Source organism: Geodermatophilus sp. SYSU D00779 (genome assembly GCF_054050595.1).
Genome location: NZ_JBJGZQ010000038.1, coordinates 1 through 18877, shown reverse-complemented (window position 1 = coordinate 18877; position 18877 = coordinate 1). Strand labels below are relative to the sequence as shown.

Below are 18877 nucleotides of genomic sequence, written 5' to 3'. Positions count from 1 at the left end.
CCGCGCGGCGGCTCAGGCCAGGTTGAGCTGCCAGGAGACGCCGAAGCGGTCGTTCACCCAGCCGAACCGGCGGCTGAAGCCGTGGTCGCCGAGCTCCATGAGGACGGTGCCGCCCTCGGAGAGGCCGGCGAACAGCCGCTCGAGCTCGTTCTCCGACGCCGTCTCGACCCAGATGGAGAAGGACGGCGTGAAGGTGAAGTCGTGGACCGGCGGGCTGTCGAAGCAGCGGAAGACCTGCCCGGCGATCGAGAACGTGGCGCCCTGCACCGTGCCCTCGGTGCCGGGACCGTCCGCTCCCCACCGGTCGAGCTCGAGCACGCGTGCGTCGTCGAACAGCGACGTGTAGAGGTCGAGCGCCGGCCCCGCGTCGCCCTGGAACATGAGGAAGGGGATCACCTGCTTCGGCATGGGGGTCACCGTAGGGGGAGCTGCCGACGGGAACGATCAGCCCAGCCGGTCGGCGACCTCGGCCAGGTGGTCGTCGAGCACCCGGCCGAGGTCGGGCTCGCCTCCCGTCGCGACGACGAGCACCACCACCTCGTCCGAGCGCACCAGGCGGGTCTCGCCGACTGCCGGGGCCGGTCCGTGGACCTCGGTGCGGATGGTGACGCCGGTCCACCCCGACCCCGTCCAGCCGTCCACCGACCGGGCGGTCCGGGCACCCGGTCCGGGGTCTGCTGACGGCGGTGCCGACGCGCAGTCCGGCGCCTCGATCTCCGCCTGGTCGAGGATCGCCTCCGCCACCATCGGAGCCGACGTGGCCCAGGCGTAGGCGTACAGGGTCATCCCCTCGGCGGCGGCACCGACGGCCACCGGCTCCCCGAGGGCGGGGTCCAGGCGGGGTGCGCGGGTGCCCGGCGCCGTCGTGCAGAGCTGCCACGGTGGCGGGGGCGGGGCCACCGGCCGCAGACCGGGGACCGGCGCCGACAGCGCGGCCTCGAGGTCGGGCGGCTCGCCGGGGGAGGCGGTCCCCTCCACGGTCGCGGTGCAGGCGGTCAGGCCGAGGGCGACCGCGGTCGCACCCCACCTCCCCGTCCGCACCGCCGTCGGATACCCCGTGACCGAGGAGCACGCGGACCCCCGGCGTGCGGTTGCCGGTCGCCGTCCCGGCTGTTGGGGTTGGGAGGTGCTCGTCCCGCGCTCCGGCGCCCTGCCTGCGCCGGTGCGCCGGACCCTGCTCTACCGGCAGGTGACCGGGCACCTGCCGCCGCTGCTGCGGCCGCGCACCTTCACCGAGAAGCTGAACTGGCGGATCGCCTTCGACCGGCGGGAGCTGCTCGCGCCCACCTGCGACAAGCTGGCGATGAAGGAGCACGCCCGCACGGTCGCGCCGGGCCTGGTGCGCGTCCCGGAGACCCGCTGGGCCGGCACCGACGTCGGCGAGCTGGCCGACGTCGACCTGCCCGGCCACTGGGTGCTCAAGCCCAACCACTCCTGCATCCGCCGGCTGTTCGGCCGCGGTCCGGCCGACGTCGACGAGTTGCGCCGGCACACCGCGGGCTGGGTGGGGGAGCGGTACTGGCGCAAGAGCGAGGAGTGGGCCTACCGGCGGGCGCGGCCGTGCCTGCTGGTCGAGGAGTTCATCGGCGTCCCGGGCGTGGTGCCGGCCGACCTCAAGGTGCTCGTCGTCGGCGGGGAGCCCCGGCTGGTCGAGCTGCACACCGGCCGGGACCACCACCACGGCACCCGGCTCTACTCCCCGGAGTGGACGCCGCTGCCCTGGACGATCGGCTACCGGCCCGGCCCGGACGCCGACCCGCCCGAGCGCCTCGACGACCTGCTCAAGGCCGCCACGGCGCTCGCCGACGGCTTCGACATGCTGCGGGTCGACTGCTACGAGGTCGACGGCGAGCTGTGGTTCGGCGAGCTCACCCCGTATCCCGGCGCCGGGCTGTCCCCGCTCGAGCCGGACCTCGACGCGTGGCTGGGCGAGGCGTGGACCCTCCCGCCGCTCCGGCAGACCCGCGGCTGACCCGGCCCCTTCCAGGCCGCCCTGAGCCTGCGAAGGGTGGGGAGGAAGGGGGTCCTCTCTCAGACCGGGGTGATCGACAGGTCGAGGGCGCGGCGGCCCTCCTCGGAGCGGGCGGTGGCGATGCGCTCGGCCGAGGGGGTGCCGTACTCCGTCGTCCGCTGCCGGGCCGGGCGGCCGATCGCGGCGGCCACCGCCTCCAGCTCGGCGATGGTCTTCAGCGAGCCGTTGGTGCTGCCGGCCATCCGGCTGATCGTCTCCTCCATCAGCGTGCCGCCGAGGTCGTTGGCCCCGCCCTGCAGCACCGTCTGCGTGCCGGCGTCCCCGAGCTTGACCCAGGAGGTCTGGACGTTCGGGATGCGGCCGTGCAGCAGCAGCCGGGCGACGGCGTGCACCGCCCGGTTCTCCCGCACCGTCGGCCCGGGGCGGGCGACGCCGGCGAGGTAGATCGGCGAGCTGTGGTGCACGAAGGGCAGCAGCACGAACTCGGTGAAGCCGCCGGTCTCGTCCTGCACCCGCGCCAGCGTGCGCAGGTGCGCCACCCAGTGGGCGGGGGTGTCGACGTGGCCGTACATCATCGTCGACGTCGTCGGGATGCCCACCCGGTGTGCCGTCGTGATGATCTCCAGCCAGGTCGCCGTCGGCAGCTTGCCCTTGGTCAGCACCCAGCGGACGTCGTCGTCGAGGATCTCCGCCGCCGTCCCCGGGACGGAGTCCAGACCCGCTTCGCGAGCCGCCGTCAGGAAGTCGGCGAACGACAGCCCGGTGCGGGCCGCGCCGTTCACGATCTCCATCGGCGAGAAGGCGTGCAGGTGGATGCCGGGCTGCCGGCGCTTCACCTCGCGGGCGAGGTCGAGGTAGGCGGTGCCGGGCAGGTCCGGGTGGATGCCGCCCTGCATGCAGATCTCGGTGGCCCCGGCGGCCCACGCCCGGTCCACGCGCGTCCCGACCTCCTCGAGGGACAGCGTGTAGGCGTCGGCGTCGGTGCGCCGCTGGGCGAAGGCGCAGAACCGGCAGCCGGTGTAGCAGACGTTGGTGAAGTTGATGTTCCGGTTGACGACGTAGGTGACGTCGTCGCCGACCGTGTCCCGACGGACGGCGTCGGCCAGCGCGCACAGCGCGTCGAGGTCCGGGCCGTCCGCGCCGAGCAGCGCCAGGTACTCGGCGTCGGTCAGCCCCGCCGGGTCGGCCTCGGCGCGCCGCAGGGCGGCGTGCACCGCCGGGTCGCCGGCGGCGAGCGCGGTCGAGCGCCCGTCGCGGGCGCTCTGGGTGCGCGTGCGCAGCTCGGCCCAGTCGCCGTAGACGGCGTCGAAGTCGCTGCGCCGGTCGCCGGTGCGCCCGGTGGTGTCGACCTCGACGTGCAGGTCGGTGCGTCCGGACGACGTCCACGCCTCGTCCGGCTCCTGCCACGGCAGCCCGGCCGGCACGCGGCCCTCGACCGCCAGCCCGTCGGGGCCGGCCAGCGCGGTCACGTGCGGGCGCACCCGCGGGTCCAGCCACGGCTCGGGGGAGAGCACGTAGGGCGGTTGGGCGGCCAGCCGCTCCCGCAGCTCGAACCCGGCCTCGGCGCTGAGCGCGGCCAGCTTGTCGGTGTTGGGCCACGGGCGCTCGGGGTTGACGTGGTCGGGCGTCAGCGGGGAGACGCCGCCCCAGTCGTCGACGCCTGCGCGCAGCAGCAGGCCCAGCTCGGTGGAGTCGCTCAGGTTCGGCGGCGCCTGCACGCGCGCCCTGGGCCCGAGCAGCAGCCGGGTGACGGCGACCGCGGCCACGTACTCCTGCAGCTCCAGGTCGCACGAGCCGGCCATCGCCGTCCGCGGCTTGGCCCGGAAGTTCTGGACGATGACCTCCTGCACGTGCCCGTGCCGCTGCGCCGCGGCCCGGATCTGCAGGACGGCGTCCACCCGCTCGGCGTAGCTCTCCCCGATGCCGAGCAGCACGCCGGTGGTGAAGGGGACGGCGGAGCGCCCGGCGTCCTCGAGCACGCGCAGCCGGACGGCGGGCTCCTTGTCCGGCGAGCCGAAGTGCGGGCCGCCCGGCTCCGACCACAGCCGGGTCGCGGTGGTCTCGAGCATCATCCCCATGGACGCGGACACGGGCTTGAGCCGCTGGATCTCCTCCCAGCTCAGCACGCCGGGGTTGAGGTGGGGCAGCAGCCCGGTCTCCTCCAGCACCCGGATCGCCATGGCGCGCAGGTAGCCCAGCGTGGAGTCGAAGCCGTGCGCCTCGAGCCACTCGGCCGCGACCGGCCACCGGTCCTCGGGCCGGTCGCCGAGGGTGAACAGCGCCTCCTTGCAGCCCAGCGCCGCGCCGGCCCGGGCGATGCCGAGCACCTCGTCGGGGGAGAGGTACGGCGCCTTCCCCTCCTGGCGCAGCCGGCCGGGCGTCGTCACGAAGGTGCAGTAGTGGCAGCGGTCGCGGCACAGGTGGGTGAGCGGGATGAACACCTTGCGGCTGTAGGTGACCACGCCCGGCCGCCCGGCCGAGGCGAGCCCCGCGTCGCGGACCCGGCCGGCCGCGGTGAGCAGCCGGTCCAGCGGGTCACCCTCACCCAGGCCGCGCGCGTGCAGCAGCGTCTCGGCCTCGACGGCGTCGAGGGTCACGCCGCGTTCGGCACGGGCCAGGGCGCGGCGGACGGCGGACTCCGAGGGGTTCAGCGGCTCGCTCATCGGTCCCGACGCTAGTTGACGGACCCGCTCGCCCCCCACCGCCGGCCGTGCCTCCCGACGATCATGGAGCTGCGGTGGAGACACGCCCAGTCCACCCGGCCTGTCGCCACCCGGACTCCATGATCGTCGGTGCGACGGGATGGGCACCGTGGAGCAGGGGAACGTGCGGGGTGGGCACCGCGGGCCCGGGGGTCCTCGCTCAGAGGTCGCGGCGGGAGAAGGCGAGTGCGGCCAGCCCCCACACCATCGCCACCCACACGACCGTCCACGCCAGGTACGCCACGGTGAGCGGGGCCTCGCTGAGGAAGGGGAAGCCCTCCAGCTCCACGCCGAACTGGGCGAGCGCCGAGGGGTCCTGGAGCGAGTGCATGGCACCGCGCCACAGCCCGTCGGTGGGCAGCAGGATGCGCGACACCGTGCCGACCCGGGCGACGCCGTCGTTGCCGAGCGCCTGGCCGATGCCGCCGACGACGCCGGCGATCCAGGTCGCGCCGAACAGCCCGACGGCCACCACGCCGGATGCCATGGGGGACACGACGGTCGACAGCAGCAGGCCCAGCGTCAGCAGCACCGTGGTCTGCCCGGCCAGCAAGGTCAGCGCACCGACCACGTCCGGCGGCCAGTAGCCGACGGTCAGCTGGACGACGAGGCACTGCGCCAGGCCGGCCAGGACGACGAACCCGCTGCCGAAGACCGCCAGCCCCAGCCACTTGCCGAGCAGCACCGTGGAGCGGCGCACCGGCCGGGCGAGCATCGTCAGGGAGATGCCGCTCTCCACCTCGCCGGAGAGCGTGGGGCCGGCGAGGAACGCCGTCCCCAGGGCCGCGATCAGGCTCATCCCGAACATGACGAGGTTGAGCAGCTGCGAGGCCACCAGCCGGGCCTGGCCGCTGGTCAGCGTCCCGAGGTCGGTCTCGACGCCGGCCAGCCGCGAGAAGCCCCAGGCGGACAGCCCCAGCAGCGCGGCGGTGAGGGCGGCGAGCGCCCACAGCACCCGCCGCCGGGAGGCCTCCCGCAGGGTGAGCCCGGCGACGGTGAGCACGGTCCGCGCGGTCACGACCGGTCCCCGGAGCCGGCCCGCAGGATGCCGAGCAGGCGTTCCTCCAGGCTGATCCGCGCCGGCTCCACCGCGTGCACCCGCACGCCGAGGGCGACCAGGTCGGCCACCAGGTCCGGCACGGTCGTCCCGTCGTCCTCGGCCGGCAGCCCGACGGTGAACCACTCGCCCTCGCGCTCGACCGGTCCGGCCGCGGCCAGTCGCGCCTGCCCGTCGGGACCGACCGAGCCCAGGTGCAGCCGCACCTCGCGGCGGCCCAGCAGCTCGGCCAGCGTGCCCGAGGCGGCGACGGTGCCGCGGTCGAGGACGACCACCCGGTCGCACACCCGCTCCACCTCGCCGATGAGGTGGGAGTTCAGCAGCACCGCCACGCCGCGCTCCCGGAGCGAGAGCACCACGTCGCGCACGTCGGCCCGGCCCAGCGGGTCGAGGGCGCTGGTCGGCTCGTCGAGCACCACCAGCTCGGGGCGGGCCACCAGCGCCACGGCCAGGCCCAGCCGCTGCTGCATGCCCTTGGAGAAGCCCCCGACCCGGTCCCCGGCGCGGGTGGCCAGCCCGACCAGCTCCAGGCAGCCCTGCCGCTCGTCCTCCGGGACGTCGGCACCGGCCAGCCGGACGTGCAGCTCGAGCACCTCGGCCGCGGTCAGCCAGGGCTGGTAGCGGAACAGCTCGGGCAGGTAGCCCACCCGGGCGCGGGCGGCCGGGTCGCTGCCGGGCCGGCCCAGCACCATGACCTCACCGGCGTCGGGCCGGACCAGCCCCAGCAGCATCTTGATCACCGTGGTCTTGCCGGCACCGTTCGGCCCGAGCAGGCCCACCACCTCACCGCGGCCCACCGACAGCGAGACGCCGTCGACCGCGGTGCGCCGTCCGTACCGCTTGCGCAGGCCGTCGCACCACAGGGCCGGGGACGGCGGCAGGTCGCGGACCAGTTGCGCCGCGGCCCGGACGGCGGGGTCGCCGGGGCCGGCGACCGCGGGTGCGTCGGCCGATCTCACCCCAGGTCCCCGGCGACGTCGAGCACCTCGTCGGTGCCGAGCGCGCCGCCGACCAGGGTGACGACGCCGTCGTCGACCCAGACCACGGCCGCCAGGGCCTGGTCGCGGGACTCGAGCACGGTGGCGGGCAGCCCGTCGACCTCCGACTGCGAGGTCTCCACCAGGTCCCTCGGCACCGGGATCGGCAGGGTCGAGCCGTCGGCGGTGAAGGTCCGCAGCTGGGCCGCCACGTCGTCGGGCAGGCCCGGCAGCGAGAGCAGGAAGTCGCGGACGGTCTCGAACGGGACACCGGACGAGGACGCCGAGGGCGCCACCGCGCGGCCGACCACGAGCGTGGGCATCCCGGAGGCCTGCGACCAGACCGCGGCGACCCCCGGACCGGCGGTGAGCCGCACCTGGCTGCCGTCGAGACCCGGCGGCACGGGCGGCAGGGGCTGCCCGGTCGCCGCCGCGGCCTCGGCGGCCTTGGCGGCCGAGAAGGTGAAGACGCCGCTCAGCTCGCCGACCACCTGGTACGTCGGGTCGCCCTCCACGCCCTCGGGCAGGGCGGCCACCTCGGGGACGTCCAGCCCGCTCTCGGCGCGGGCGGTCGCGGCGTCGGGCACCGCGTGCGGGCCGTCGTCCCCGGTGAGCTCGACGTCGCCGTAGGCGGTCAGGTCGGGCAGCGCCACGAGGTCGGCGGTGCTGACCTCGAGCGGGGCGACCTGCTCGGTGCGGAAGATCGGCAGCCAGTCGTTCGCCGCGGCGACGCCGGCGCCGGAGAGGACGACGACGGAGGCGAGCACGGCCGCGGCCGGGCGGTGCAGCCACCCGCCGCGTCGGCGGGCCGGCGCGGGTGCGGGCGTCGCGGCCCGGGCGGGCAGCGCCGACGACAGCCGCTGCCACGCGGCCGCGGGGTCGGGGTGCGCCGCGCCGTCGGAGCGCAGCGCGGCGCCCACGGCCACGGCGTCCGCCCGCACGGCGGCCAGGCCGGTGAGGCACACGGGGCAGTCGGCGACGTGCTGCCGGTCGGCGTCGGAGACCCCGGCCGGCTCGTCGACCAGGCGGCGCAGCACGCCCTCAGTCGGATGACGCATGGTGGTCCAGCTCCTTCCGCAGCGCGGACTCGGCGCGCCGCACGGTCGTGCCGACGCTCCCGGGGGACAGGTCGAGGGCCGCCGCGACGTCGGCGTAGCCCATGCCGCTGTGCCGCAGCACGAGGGCCACGGCCTGCTTGCGGGGCAGCCGGGCGAGCGCGGCCCGCACCCGGCGGCGTTCCTCGAGGGTCACGACGGCGTCGGCCACGTCGGGCACGACGACGTCGTCCACCGCGGCGGCGGTCTCCTCGCGGGACGCGCGGCGCCGTCCCGAGCGGAGCAGGTTCAGCGCGGTGTGGGCCGCGGCGACCGAGAGCCAGCCGCGGGCCTCACCGGCCGGTACCGACGAGCGGGCGAAGGACAGGAACACGTCCTGCGCGACGTCCTCGGCGGAGTCCCGCGACCCGAGCACCCGGGCGGCCACGCCGACGACCCGCGGGTACTCCGCGCGGAACACCTCGCCGAGGTCGGCGCGCACGGGCCCGGAGGCCGCTCGCGGTACCGCTCCGCCGTCGGTCCCCCCGACCCGGCCCGTCGCGCCCCGGTGGGCCGCGCCCGGGAGCGCCAGCACGGCCTCGGGTCGCGCGGATCGAACGAGCTCCATGTCCCTACAGCACCGCCCGGGGCCGAGATGTGACACCCGCCGAGGATGCCTGCCCATGGGCCCCTGCAGGGGGAAGGACCCCGTCCTCCCCACCCCTCGCATGCTCGGGGCGGGACCCGTGACGGGGCCGGCGAGCGGCGAGGGCAGGGAGTCCCCTGTCAGGCCCGTCCGGCGGGCTGCCCGGTCGCGTCGACGTAGCGGCCGCGCAGCCGCACCAGCGGAGCGCCCCCCGGGGCCAGCACCGGGACGTCGGCGACCTCCAGCAGCGCCAGCACGTGGTCGCCGGCCACGACCAGCCGCTCCAGCCGGCAGTCCAGTGCCGCCAGACCGCCCTCGAGCAGGATCGCCCCGCTCCCCTCGGCCCGCCGCCAGGGCACCGACTCGAGCAGGTGGCGGGCGCTGGGCCGCCCGGCCGAGGAGAACCGGCTGGCCACGATGGCGTGCTCGGCGGCCAGCACGGTCAGCCCGCAGCTGCCCACCTCCTCCAGCACCTCGGCCGGGTAGCCGCCCGCGGAGAGGCCGACGGCGACCAGCGGCGGCTGCGCCGACACGCTCATCACCGAGGAGACCGTGGTGCCGACGTCGTCGATGTCGTCGCGGACGGTCAGCAGGCACACCCCGGCGGCGTACTGGCGGAGGGCCTCGGCGAACGTGGCGGGGTCGACCGGCATGGCGGCCAGTCGACCACACCCCGCCGGCCCGGGAGCACGGACGCCGAGGCCCCGCCCGACCCGGGCCGAGCCGACCGCGCTGCACGGCGCGTACCGGCCGACGACGATGGCCCGATGAGCGACGCGGGGACCCGTGGGTTCGACGTGGTGGTCCTCGGCGGCGGGCCGACGGGGGAGAACGTCGCCGACGTCGTCGTCCGCGGTGGGCTGACCGCGGCGCTGGTCGAGGCCGAGCTGGTCGGCGGGGAGTGCTCGTACTGGGCGTGCATGCCCAGCAAGGCGCTGCTGCGCGGCTCCGGGGTGCTGGCCGCCGCTCGCGCCGTGGACGGCGCCCGCCAGGCGGTCACCGGCGAGCAGGACGTCGCGGCGACCCTGGCCCGCCGCGACTCCTTCGCCTCGAACTGGGACGACACCGGCCAGGAGAAGTGGGTCCGCGGCGCCGGCATCGAGCTGGTCCGCGGGGTCGGCCGGCTCGACGGCGAGCGCGCCGTCGTCGTGACCGGCCCGGACGGCGGGACGGTACGGCTCACCGCCCGCTCCGCGGTCGCCGTCTGCACCGGGTCGGCCGCCGTCGTGCCGCCGATCGAGGGGCTGCGCGACGTCGACCCGTGGACGTCGCGGGAGGCGACCAGCGCCGATCAGGTGCCCGGCCGGCTGCTCGTCATCGGCGGTGGCTACGTCGGCTGCGAGATGGCGACGGCCTGGGCGGCGCTCGGGGCGCAGGTCACCGTGCTGCAGCGCGGCGAGCGTCTGCTGGCCGAGCTGGAGCCCGAGGCCGGCGACGCCGTGGCCGCGTCGCTGCGCGACCTCGGCGTGGGCGTCCGGCTCGGCACGGAGGTGAGCGCGGCCCGCCGCGAGGGCGGTGAGGTGGTCCTGACCACCGGCGCCGGCGAGCTGCGCGGGGACGAGGTGCTCGTCGCCACCGGACGCCGGGCGCGCACCGACGACCTCGGGGTCGACACCGTCGGGCTGGAGCCGGGGCGCCACCTGGACGTCGACGACACGCTGCAGGTCCGCGGGATCCCGTGGCTGTACGGCGTGGGCGACGTCAACGGCCGCCGTCAGCTCACCCACATGGGCAAGTACCAGGCCCGGCAGGCCGGCGCGGCGATCGTGGCCCGCGCCCGCGGCGGGCACGCCTCGGACGCCGACTGGGCGCCCACCGCGGCCACCGCCGACCGGCTGGCCACGCCCTCGGTGGTCTTCACCGACCCGCAGGTGGCCGCCGTCGGGCTGACCCGCGCCCGCGCGCAGGCGGAGGGTGTGCCGCACAGGGTGGTCACCCACCCGATCGGCTCGGTCGCCGGCGCCGCGCTGCACGCCGACGGCTACACCGGGACGGCGGTGGCGCTGGTCGACCCGGAGCGCGAGGTGCTGCTCGGCGTCACCTTCGTCGGGCCCGACGTGGGGGAGCTGCTGCACGCGGCGACCATCGCGATCGTCGGGGAGGTGCCGATCGCCCGGCTGTGGCACGCCGTCCCGTCCTACCCGACGGTCAGCGAGGTCTGGCTGCGTCTGCTCGAGGCCTACCGCGGGTGAAGGACCACCCGCCTCCACGCCTCGTAGGAAGGACCCCGTCCTCCCCACCCTTCGCAGGCGCAGGCGCAGGGCGGGACCCGGGCCGGGGCCGGCGGGACCCTGGAGGGTGGCCGTCAGGTCAGGTCCAGCAGCAGCAGGCTGTAGGCGGCCAGGCTCGGCCCGTCGGTGAACCGGCCGTCACGGACCATCGCCCGCAGCTCGGCCTCGCCGACGAAGGCCGAGCGCATGTCGGCCTCGGTCGCCTCCCGCGCGGTCGGCCCCTGCGTCAGGTCGGTGGCCAGCCAGACGTCGAACTCCTGCGTGGACAGCCCCGGCGCGAGGTCCAGGTGCCCGAGGTGGCGCAGGGACCCGGCGCGCAGGCCGGTCTCCTCGGCCAGCTCGGCGCGGGCCAGCTCCTCGGCCGACCCGTCCGACCCCGCCGTCCAGGTGCCCTGCGGGAACTCCCAGGCCCGGCGGCCGACCGGGTGGCGGAACTGCTCGACCAGCCAGAAGCCGTTCCGCTCGTACGGCAGCACGAGCGCGAAGTCCGGCTTCTCGACCATGCCGTAGACCCCGGTGCTGCCGTCGGCGCGCTCCACCGCGTCCTCCCGCACCCGGATCCACGGGTTGCGGTAGACCTCCCTGCTGCCCGTCGTCCGCACGCTCGCAGCCTCTCAGGGCGGACGCGTGTGCGCCGGGTCACCGTGCTGGAGTGGAGGTGTGCAGCTCGGACCCTCCCGCACCTCCTGGCGGCGCTACGTCGCCCTCGGCGACTCCTTCACCGAGGGGCTGGCCGATCCCGATCCGCAGCGTCCCGGCGAGTTCCGCGGCTGGGCCGACCGGCTGGCTGAGCACCTGGCGGCCGCGGCCGACGGCGCGGTCGAGTACGCCAACCTGGCCATCCGCGGCCGGCTGCTCGGCCAGGTGCTCGCCGAGCAGGTGCCGGTCGCGCTGGCCGCCGAGCCGGACCTGGTGAGCCTGGTCGCCGGCGGCAACGACCTGCTGCGCCCCGGCGCCGACCCCGACCGGCTGGTCGCCGAGCTGGAGGACGCCGTCGCCCGCTTCCGCGCCGCCGGGGCCGACGTGCTGCTGGCGACGGGTGTGGACCCGCGGCAGACGCCGATCATCCGGCGCACCCGCGGGCGGGTCGCGGTCTTCAACGCCTCGCTGTGGTCGATGGCGGCCCGGCACGGCGCCGTCGTCCTCGACCAGTGGGGCGCCGGGTGGGTGCAGGACTGGCGGATGTGGGACAGCGACCGCATCCACCTCACCGCCGAGGGCCACCGGCGGACGGCGCTGGCCGCCGCCACCGCGCTCGGCCTGCGGGTGGACGACGACTGGCGCACCCCGCTGCCGCCGCAGCCGCCGCGCGCGCTGCGGGCGGCCCTGGCCGAGGAGGCGGCGTGGGTGCGCGGGTTCGTCGCGCCGTGGATCGGCCGGCGGCTGCGCGGCCGGTCCTCGGGGGACGGCCGCGCCGCCAAGCGGCCGGTGCCGCTGGCGCTGCCGCGCGGCTGACGGGCCCCGTCCTCACGGCGAGTCCCGGGGGCCGGGCGCCGTCGGGCCGACGGCGCGAACCGGCCGTGGTCGGGGGAGCGCCCCTAGTCCGTGTCGAGCCGGCGGTCCTCGGTGGGCATGCCCTCGGCGATGAGCTCGTCGAGCGTCATCGCCCGGGTGGTCGGCGGCTTCGGAGCGGGCACCGGCGGCAGCCCGGAGGTGACGACGGCCTCGCCGTCCAGCACGTCCTGCACGGTGACCTCACCGGGCGGCAGGGTGCCGGTCAGGTCGACGTCCCCGGTGCTGGGGATGGTGGCGGGCAGCGGCGCCGGCCGGCCGAAGGCGTAGCCCTGGGCCATCTCGCAACCGTGCTCGCGCAGCCAGTCGGCCTGGTCGAGGTCCTCGATGCCCTCGGCGATGACCTGCAGGCCCATGCCCAGGCCCAGCTGCACCAGGCCCTGCACGAGCGCGGCGGTCGAGGGCTCGGTGACCACGTCGGCGACGAAGGAGCGGTCGATCTTCACGGTGTGGATGGGCAGCCGGTGCAGCGCGGTGATCGCCGAGTAGCCGGTGCCGAAGTCGTCGAGGGCGAGGGTGACGCCGGCGTCGGTGACCTCGGAGACCGCCTGCAGCGTGGCGTCCGCCGCGAACAGCGCCGTCGACTCGGTGATCTCCAGCTCCAGCCGCTCCGGCGGCAGCCCGGACTCGGCCAGCGCGTCGGTGACCAGCTCGGCGAAGCCGGGCTCGGCGAGGTGCCGGGCGGAGATGTTGACGTGCACCCGCAGGCCGGCCGGCCAGCCGGCGGCGTCGAAGCAGGCCTGGCGGAGCACCCACTCGCCCAGCCGGGAGGTGAGCCGGTTGTCCTCCGCGGCGGTGAGGAAGGCCCCCGGCGGCAGCAGCCCGCGGGTGGGGTGCTGCCAGCGGATGAGCGCCTCGTAGCCGAGCAGCGTCTCGTCGTGCAGCGACACGATCGGCTGGTAGAAGAGCCGCAGCTCGTCGGACTCCAGGGCGTTGCGCAGGTCGGCCTCCAGCTGCAGCTGGTCGACCTCGCTGTCGGACAGCCCGCCGTCGTGCACCTCGATGCGGGCGCGGCTGCCGTCGGCCTTGGCGCGGGCGAGCGCGGCGTGCGCCTGCCGCAGCAGGTCGTCGGAGGCGACGTCGGAGCCGAGGGTCAGGCCGACGCTGGCCGAGAGCACGATCTCGCGCTTGCCGATGAGGAACGGGTCGTCGAGCACGCCGAGCAGCCGGTCGGCCATGGTGCGCAGCCCGTCGAGGTCCTCGACGTCCTCGGCGAGGATGAGGAACTCGTCGCCGCCCAGCCGGACGGGGGTGTCCTCGACGCGGGTGCTCCAGCGCAGCCGCTCGGCGACCTGGATGAGCAGCTGGTCGCCGGCCTCGTTGCCGAGGACGTCGTTGACCGCCTGGAACCGGTCGAGGTTGAGGTGGACCAGCCCCACCTGCAGCCCGCGGCGGCGGGAGAGCGCGAGGGCGTGGTTGAGCCGGTCGTTGAGGGCTCGCCGGTTGGGCAGGCCGGTCAGCGGGTCGGTGAAGGCCCGCCGGACCAGGTCCTCCTCGGCGCGGCGGCGGTCGGTCACGTCGACCAGCGAGAGGACGACGAACTGCGGCGTCCCCGCGCTGGTGTGGACGACCTCGTGCGACTGGGTGGCCCACAGCTCCGTGCCGTCGGCGCGGCGCAGCCGTCGTTCGCCGTCGACGCGCAGCCACGGGTCCAGCGGGCCGTCGCCGCGGTCGGGCACCGGCGCCTCGTCGGGGTGGGCGAGCAGGTCGACGTGCCGGCCGACCATGTCCTCGGGCGTGCGGCCGGTCAGGGCGCACAGCGCGTCGTTGACGACGAGCAGGTGGCCGTCGAGGTCGACGAGGGCCTTGGGGATGGGCGCGGCGACGAACAGGGCGCGGAAGAGTTGTCCGCGGTCGGCCAGCAGGGTGTCGATCGCGCGGAGCCTCGAGCCGGCGGCGGCGCCGGCGGTCCCCTCCTGGGGACGCGACACGTCGGGGGCGCTCAGGTTCACCCGGACAGCCTGCGGGACCGGATCCCTCCAGGCCGGGAACCCGTGGACGGAGAGTCGTGGTCGATCGGTCACACACCGTCACATCACGTGCACGGTGTGGCAGGTGGGGCTGCTGGGACGCCTGGGGGAACGCCTGCCGGGGTGGTGCCGCCCGCCGTCGGGAACAGGCGCGGGGTCCCCGGTGCTCGACCGCAGCAGAGCGACGAGGGGTGAGGGTGATGGAGAAGCGGATCGGGTTCCTGTCCTTCGGGCACTGGCAGCCGATCGCGGGCTCGCAGGTGCGGACCGGCCGGGACGCGCTCGTGCAGAGCCTGGAGCTGGCGGTCGCGGCCGAGGAGGTCGGGCTCGACGGCGCCTACGTGCGGGTGCACCACTTCGCCCGGCAGCTGGCCTCGCCGTTCCCCCTGCTGGCCGCCATGGCCGCGCGCACCCGCCGGATCGAGGTCGGCACCGGCGTGGTCGACATGCGCTACGAGAACCCGCTGTACATGGCCGAGGAGGCGGCGGCGACCGACCTGCTCAGCGACGGCCGGCTGCAGCTGGGCGTCAGCCGGGGGTCACCCGAGACGGCGCTGCGCGGCTCCGAGGCCTTCGGCTACGTGCCGCCGGAGGGCTCGACGGACGCCGACCTCGCCCGGCAGAAGACCGCGCTGTTCCTGGCGGCGGTCCGGGGTGAGCGGCTGGTCGACGCCGACCCGCGGATGACCGGCGGCATGCCCGGCAAGCTGGCGGTCCAGCCGCAGTCGCCGGGTCTGGCCGAGCGCATCTGGTGGGGTGCGGGCACGCGGGCGACGGGGGAGTGGGCCGCGCGTCAGGGGCTGAACCTGATGAGCTCCACGCTGCTCAGCGAGGACACCGGCGTCCCCTTCGACGAGCTGCAGGCCGACCAGATCGCCCGGTACCGCGCCGCCTGGGCCGAGGCCGGCTGGGAGCGGACGCCGCGGGTGTCGGTGAGCCGCAGCGTCCTGCCGATCACCAGCGACCTCGACCGGCAGTACTTCGGCGAGCGCTCGGGGGAGGACCAGGTGGGCCTGCTCGAGGGCGTGCGCGCCCGCTTCGGCAAGAGCTACGTCGGCGAGCCCGACCAGCTGGCCGAGGAGCTGGCGAAGGACGCCGCCGTCCGCGAGGCCGACACCCTGCTGCTGACCGTGCCCAACATGCTCGGCGTCGAGTACAACGCCCGGCTGCTGGAGACGATCGCCCGCCACGTCGCCCCGGCCATCGGCTGGGTGCACCCGGACCGGCGCAGCCGCTGACCGTCGCGGCGACCGGCGCCGAGGAGTTCCCGCACCGCTTCCGACGGTGAGCGGCTCGCCGCTATCCTCGCGAGCAGTCTCGTGGAGGTACGCCGCGTCCGCTCTCGGTGGAGGCCGTGTGAAGACGCCCGAGATGCGCCTGGCACGTTGGCTGGACCTGCTGGGTGAGCTCCTCCGACAGCCGTTGGTCGAGTTGCCGATCGACGCGATCAACGCCGAACTGCTCGCCACGTTCGAGGCCCACGGCGCCGCTCTGCACTGCCGCGCCCCTGACGGCCTGCACTCGCTCCGTGCCTGGCCCAGAGACCTGTGCGAGGCGCGGGTGGAGGGGCTCAGGGCCGCCGCCGACACCCTGCCCATCGCCCTGTGGTACCGGACCACCCGATCCCCCGCGCCCTTCACCTCCGGTCGGGTGCCCCGCGCCATCGCCGATGAGCGGTGCGTGCAGGCGTGGGTGGAGACCAGCCGCCCCTACGGGGTCACCGAGCTGCTCTGCCTCCCGCTGCAGGTGGCGGCCGACGAACACCGCATCTTCGTCGCCGGTCGGCCCGACCGGGACTTCAGCGACGCCGACCTGGAGTTGGCGCGGATGGTGCAACCCGTGCTGATCGGCCTGGACCGACAGGTCACCCAACTGCTGCGGTGGCGGTCCCGCGACGACCGGGCCCTCGCCGATGCCGTCCGACGGGCGGCCGTCGACGAGACCCGGCTGACCGGTCGTGAGCTGGCGGTCCTGGAGCTGCTCGCCGAGAGCCTGAGCGCGGCGGCCATCAGCCGGCGCCTGGGCATCGGGGTCCGGACCGTCAACACCCACCTCGAGAACCTGTACCGCAAGCTCGGCACGAGGGACCGGCTCGCCACGGTCCTGCGCGCGCAACGCTGCGGCCTCCTCGCGGGCCAGGGTCCCGGCGCCTGAGCGGCGCAGCTCGTCTCCACCGGCGACCCGGTGCGGTCGTCCCAGGCCGTTCCGCCGTGCGGTCCACCGGGCGGCTGCACGGTCGTCGGGAGCGGTGCGGTCGACGACGTCGCCACGCCGACTCGGCGGCTCTCCTCGACCGTCGGGGACGGGCCACGGACGGGTGCACCGCGCTCGCACCGAGGACCACGGGCCCTGGACCAATGCCCTCGGTACTCCTTCCGATACCGGGCTCGCCGTCCTCCTGCCAGCGTTCAGCGGGAGAGCTGATCACCGATGCGCTCCACCTGTCAGCGCCGGCCGACGAGGCCGCTCACGGGGGACGCCGCCGTGACGACGACCGGCCGGTGCGGATCCCGGTGATCGACGTGAGCCGATGCAGGAGGACGGTGCCGCGACTCGTGGCACCGCAGTGAGGTCTCCAGGAGGAGGATCGACATGAGCACCGGGACCAGGAGGACCAGGCGGGACCTGGCGATCGGCTGCACGGGTGCGCTGGCCGTGGCGGTGTGCGGCGTCGCCGGTGCCGCCCAGGCGGACGCGAACACCACGTCGGTCTGGAAGGACGGGGACACGCTGCGCGTCTCGGCCGACTACAACGTGGAGAACGAGATCACGGTCGAGAAGCAGCTCGCCGACTTCTTCGTCACCGACCTGCTCGACACGGTCAGCCCCGGCGCGGGGTGCACGGCTGTCGTCCCCCCGAACCCCAACATGGTCCGCTGCTCGGCAGCCGGGATCACCCGCGTCCTCGTCGAGGCGAGGGACCGCGACGACATGGTCGACGTCAGTGCGGCGTCCACGCCCGCCACGCTCAGGGGCGGCTCGGGTGCGGACACCCTCATGGGCAGCTCGTACGACGACCGGATCGAGGGCGGCAGCGGCGACGACCCGATGCTCAACGGTGACGCGGGCAGGGACCGCACGTTCGGTGGCGACGGCCACGACACGCTCAACACCGGGGACGGCGACGACTACGGCGAGGGTGGCTACGGCGACGACATCCTCCGCGGTGGCGACGACGCGGGTGGCGTGTTCGGCAACGACCACCTCATCGGCGGCTCCGGACGGGACACCTTCGACGGCGGCCCAGGCGACGACCGCCTGGAGGGTGGCGGGGACGGGGACACCCTCAACGGTGACCCCGGCGACGACCGGGTGCAGGGCGGCGGTGGCGGGGACACCCTCGACGGTGGCCCCGGCGACGACCGGATGCAGGGTGGCGGTGGCGGGGACACCTTCAGCGGCGGCCCCGGCAACGACCGTCTCGAGGGTGGCGAGGACAGGGACACGATCAACGGCGACGACAACGACGACCACCTCATCGGAGGCCCCGCCAGGGACCACCTCAACGGTGGCAACGGCACGGACAGGTGCCAGAACGGCAACGACACGAAGGTGAACTGCGAGCTCTGACCGAGCTGGTCCCCAGGCGGCCGGGGGACGGCGAGAACCCGGCCCGAGCAGCGGGCTCCAGCATCCCGGCCGGGGTGCTCGAGCCCGCTGCTGCGCGTCGGTGACCAGTCCGCGGTGGGCGACGTCGGGATCGCCCAGGCGTCCCCGACGTCCCCTCGGCCCTCGTCGGACGCTGGATGAGAGAGCACCCGTTCGGTGACCCCGTGCCGATGTCGGGAACGGCGTTCCCGCACAGAGCGCGCCCGGCAGGGATCGAACCTGCGACCAAGTGCTTAGAAGGCACCTGCTCTATCCGCTGAGCTACGGGCGCTCGCCCCCGATCATCGCACTCGCGCCGTCCTGGTCCGATCGGCGCGGCGAGGTCGGGTCCGTCTCGCGCCGTCCTGGTCCGATCGGCGCGGCGAGGTCGGGTCCGTCATGCCCTCCAGTCGAGCGGCCGGGCCGGACACCCACGCGTTGCCCGTCCACAGAGCGCCGGGTCGTCCACAGATCGCTCTCCCACGCTCTGCGTGGGTCCACGGCGGACCAGGGTCCTCGGTGCACCGGCACCTCGCCGGTTCCCGCCGGATCAGGCGGACAGCCCCTGAGGAGCACAGTGAACGACACCCACGTCACCGTCGTCGGCAACGTCGTCGACCCGCCCCGCCGCGTCAGCCTGGAGAACGGCGCGGTCACCAACTTCCGCCTGGCCTCGACCGCGCGTCGCTTCGACCCCCAGACCCAGGAGTTCGTCGACGCCGGCACCTTCTGGGTCGACGTCGAGTGCTGGAACGACCTGTCCGGCAACGTCTCGGGCAGCGTCAGCAAGGGCGATCCGGTCATCGTCCAGGGCACCCTGACCACGCACAGCTGAGAGGGCGGGAACGGTCGGCGCAGCACGCCCCGCATCCGCGCCGCCGCGGTCGGCCACAACCTGGCCCGCGGCGTCGGGGTGTTCAAGCGGAGCCGGCCGACCCGTCCCGCGGAGCCGGTGCCGGCCCCGGCGCACCCGGGGGACGAGGAGTTGGTGCGCGGCCGGGACTACGAGGACGGTCCCGAGACGTTGCACTCCGTGGACACCGCCGACCTCGCCACGGAGCCCGCGCACAGCTGAGTGCCGGGGCTGGGAGGATCGGAGGGGAGAACGCACGGGGGGGGGGGGGGGGGGGGGGGGCGCGGCCCCCCCCCCCCCCCCCCCCCCCCCCCCCCCGGGGGGGATCAGCTGAG

General features: G+C 75.5%; 18 protein-coding genes and 1 tRNA gene. 8 read left to right on the top strand and 11 right to left on the bottom strand.

All coding sequences use genetic code 11. The features are described 5' to 3' along the window. Positions 1–12 precede the first annotated feature (12 nt). Both ACI79G_RS22685 and ACI79G_RS22680 read right to left on the bottom strand, forming a co-directional pair. Positions 13–408: a VOC family protein gene (locus tag ACI79G_RS22685; protein WP_456883299.1), complete on the bottom strand. Its 396-nt coding sequence runs from the start codon at positions 406–408 to the stop codon at positions 13–15. 36 nt (positions 409–444) lie between these two features. Next, positions 445–1041 carry a hypothetical protein gene (locus ACI79G_RS22680; protein ID WP_456883298.1) on the bottom strand — a complete coding sequence of 199 codons (597 nt, stop codon included), beginning with the start codon at positions 1039–1041 and terminating at the stop codon, positions 445–447. 121 nt (positions 1042–1162) lie between these two features. Here ACI79G_RS22680 and ACI79G_RS22675 point away from each other — a divergent pair, with 121 nt between their 5' ends. Then, a complete protein-coding gene (locus tag ACI79G_RS22675; protein ID WP_456883297.1) occupies positions 1163–1972 on the top strand; it encodes an ATP-grasp fold amidoligase family protein in 810 nt (269 codons plus the stop codon). 59 nt (positions 1973–2031) lie between these two features. On the opposite strand, the gene ACI79G_RS22670 is transcribed toward ACI79G_RS22675, so the two are convergent. From ACI79G_RS22670 to ACI79G_RS22645, 6 genes are all read right to left on the bottom strand, one after another. Continuing rightward, positions 2032–4635 carry a bifunctional FO biosynthesis protein CofGH gene (locus ACI79G_RS22670; RefSeq protein ID WP_456883296.1) on the bottom strand — a complete coding sequence of 868 codons (2604 nt, stop codon included), beginning with the start codon at positions 4633–4635 and terminating at the stop codon, positions 2032–2034. Positions 4636–4834: 199 nt separating this feature from the next. Then, positions 4835–5692 carry an ABC transporter permease gene (locus tag ACI79G_RS22665; protein WP_456883295.1) on the bottom strand — a complete coding sequence of 286 codons (858 nt, stop codon included), beginning with the start codon at positions 5690–5692 and terminating at the stop codon, positions 4835–4837. After that, positions 5689–6690 (bottom strand): ABC transporter ATP-binding protein, encoded by a 1002-nt coding sequence (locus tag ACI79G_RS22660; protein ID WP_456883294.1) that lies wholly within the window; start codon positions 6688–6690, stop codon positions 5689–5691. The genes ACI79G_RS22665 and ACI79G_RS22660 overlap by 4 nt, the downstream gene beginning before the upstream one ends. Further along, complete coding sequence (locus tag ACI79G_RS22655) at positions 6687–7766, bottom strand: hypothetical protein (protein ID WP_456883293.1); 1080 nt, start codon at positions 7764–7766, stop codon at positions 6687–6689. The genes ACI79G_RS22660 and ACI79G_RS22655 overlap by 4 nt, the downstream gene beginning before the upstream one ends. Continuing rightward, positions 7750–8244, bottom strand: coding sequence for an RNA polymerase sigma factor (locus ACI79G_RS22650; RefSeq protein WP_456883292.1), 495 nt, complete (start codon positions 8242–8244; stop codon positions 7750–7752). The genes ACI79G_RS22655 and ACI79G_RS22650 overlap by 17 nt, the downstream gene beginning before the upstream one ends. A gap of 284 nt (positions 8245–8528) precedes the next feature. Then, entirely contained in the window at positions 8529–9041 is a 513-nt protein-coding gene (locus ACI79G_RS22645; protein WP_456883291.1) for a flavin reductase family protein, read from the bottom strand. A 114-nt stretch (positions 9042–9155) separates the two neighbouring features. Between ACI79G_RS22645 and ACI79G_RS22640 the strand changes: the two genes are divergently transcribed. After that, positions 9156–10580, top strand: a complete 1425-nt coding sequence (locus ACI79G_RS22640; RefSeq protein ID WP_456883290.1) for a dihydrolipoyl dehydrogenase family protein — start codon at positions 9156–9158, stop codon at positions 10578–10580. 113 nt (positions 10581–10693) lie between these two features. On the opposite strand, the gene ACI79G_RS22635 is transcribed toward ACI79G_RS22640, so the two are convergent. Continuing rightward, positions 10694–11221: an NUDIX domain-containing protein gene (locus tag ACI79G_RS22635; protein ID WP_456883289.1), complete on the bottom strand. Its 528-nt coding sequence runs from the start codon at positions 11219–11221 to the stop codon at positions 10694–10696. Between the two features lie 58 nt (positions 11222–11279). Here ACI79G_RS22635 and ACI79G_RS22630 point away from each other — a divergent pair, with 58 nt between their 5' ends. Continuing rightward, complete coding sequence (locus ACI79G_RS22630; RefSeq protein ID WP_456883288.1) at positions 11280–12074, top strand: SGNH/GDSL hydrolase family protein; 795 nt, start codon at positions 11280–11282, stop codon at positions 12072–12074. A gap of 83 nt (positions 12075–12157) precedes the next feature. Here ACI79G_RS22630 and ACI79G_RS22625 read toward each other — a convergent pair whose 3' ends face one another. Continuing rightward, the gene (locus ACI79G_RS22625; RefSeq protein WP_456883287.1) at positions 12158–14083 is read right to left on the bottom strand and encodes a putative bifunctional diguanylate cyclase/phosphodiesterase; all 1926 of its coding nucleotides are present in this window, start codon (positions 14081–14083) and stop codon (positions 12158–12160) included. A gap of 218 nt (positions 14084–14301) precedes the next feature. Here ACI79G_RS22625 and ACI79G_RS22620 point away from each other — a divergent pair, with 218 nt between their 5' ends. From ACI79G_RS22620 to ACI79G_RS22610, 3 genes are all read left to right on the top strand, one after another. Continuing rightward, the gene (locus ACI79G_RS22620; RefSeq protein WP_456883286.1) at positions 14302–15339 is read left to right on the top strand and encodes an LLM class flavin-dependent oxidoreductase; all 1038 of its coding nucleotides are present in this window, start codon (positions 14302–14304) and stop codon (positions 15337–15339) included. Between the two features lie 118 nt (positions 15340–15457). Beyond that, positions 15458–16255, top strand: coding sequence for a response regulator transcription factor (locus ACI79G_RS22615; RefSeq protein ID WP_456883285.1), 798 nt, complete (start codon positions 15458–15460; stop codon positions 16253–16255). Positions 16256–16693: 438 nt separating this feature from the next. Next, positions 16694–17671, top strand: coding sequence for a calcium-binding protein (locus ACI79G_RS22610; RefSeq protein ID WP_456883284.1), 978 nt, complete (start codon positions 16694–16696; stop codon positions 17669–17671). 237 nt (positions 17672–17908) lie between these two features. Here ACI79G_RS22610 and ACI79G_RS22605 read toward each other — a convergent pair. Beyond that, positions 17909–17981: transfer RNA gene (locus ACI79G_RS22605), tRNA-Arg, on the bottom strand. A 285-nt stretch (positions 17982–18266) separates the two neighbouring features. Between ACI79G_RS22605 and ACI79G_RS22600 the strand changes: the two genes are divergently transcribed. Beyond that, positions 18267–18524, top strand: a complete 258-nt coding sequence (locus ACI79G_RS22600) for a single-stranded DNA-binding protein (RefSeq protein WP_456883283.1) — start codon at positions 18267–18269, stop codon at positions 18522–18524. Between the two features lie 117 nt (positions 18525–18641). Continuing rightward, positions 18642–18764: a hypothetical protein gene (locus tag ACI79G_RS22595; protein ID WP_456883282.1), complete on the top strand. Its 123-nt coding sequence runs from the start codon at positions 18642–18644 to the stop codon at positions 18762–18764. Positions 18765–18877 lie beyond the last annotated feature (113 nt).

What these genes read in the sequence shown, in the direction of transcription:
- ACI79G_RS22610 (WP_456883284.1), top strand. Translation starts at nt 16,694, where the DNA reads ATGAGCACCGGGACCAGGAGGACCAGGCGGGACCTGGCGATCGGCTGC.
- ACI79G_RS22645 (WP_456883291.1), bottom strand. Translation starts at nt 9,041, where the DNA reads ATGCCGGTCGACCCCGCCACGTTCGCCGAGGCCCTCCGCCAGTACGCC.
- ACI79G_RS22685 (WP_456883299.1), bottom strand. Translation starts at nt 408, where the DNA reads ATGCCGAAGCAGGTGATCCCCTTCCTCATGTTCCAGGGCGACGCGGGG.
- ACI79G_RS22670 (WP_456883296.1), bottom strand. Translation starts at nt 4,635, where the DNA reads ATGAGCGAGCCGCTGAACCCCTCGGAGTCCGCCGTCCGCCGCGCCCTG.
- ACI79G_RS22655 (WP_456883293.1), bottom strand. Translation starts at nt 7,766, where the DNA reads ATGCGTCATCCGACTGAGGGCGTGCTGCGCCGCCTGGTCGACGAGCCG.
- ACI79G_RS22620 (WP_456883286.1), top strand. Translation starts at nt 14,302, where the DNA reads ATGGAGAAGCGGATCGGGTTCCTGTCCTTCGGGCACTGGCAGCCGATC.
- ACI79G_RS22640 (WP_456883290.1), top strand. Translation starts at nt 9,156, where the DNA reads ATGAGCGACGCGGGGACCCGTGGGTTCGACGTGGTGGTCCTCGGCGGC.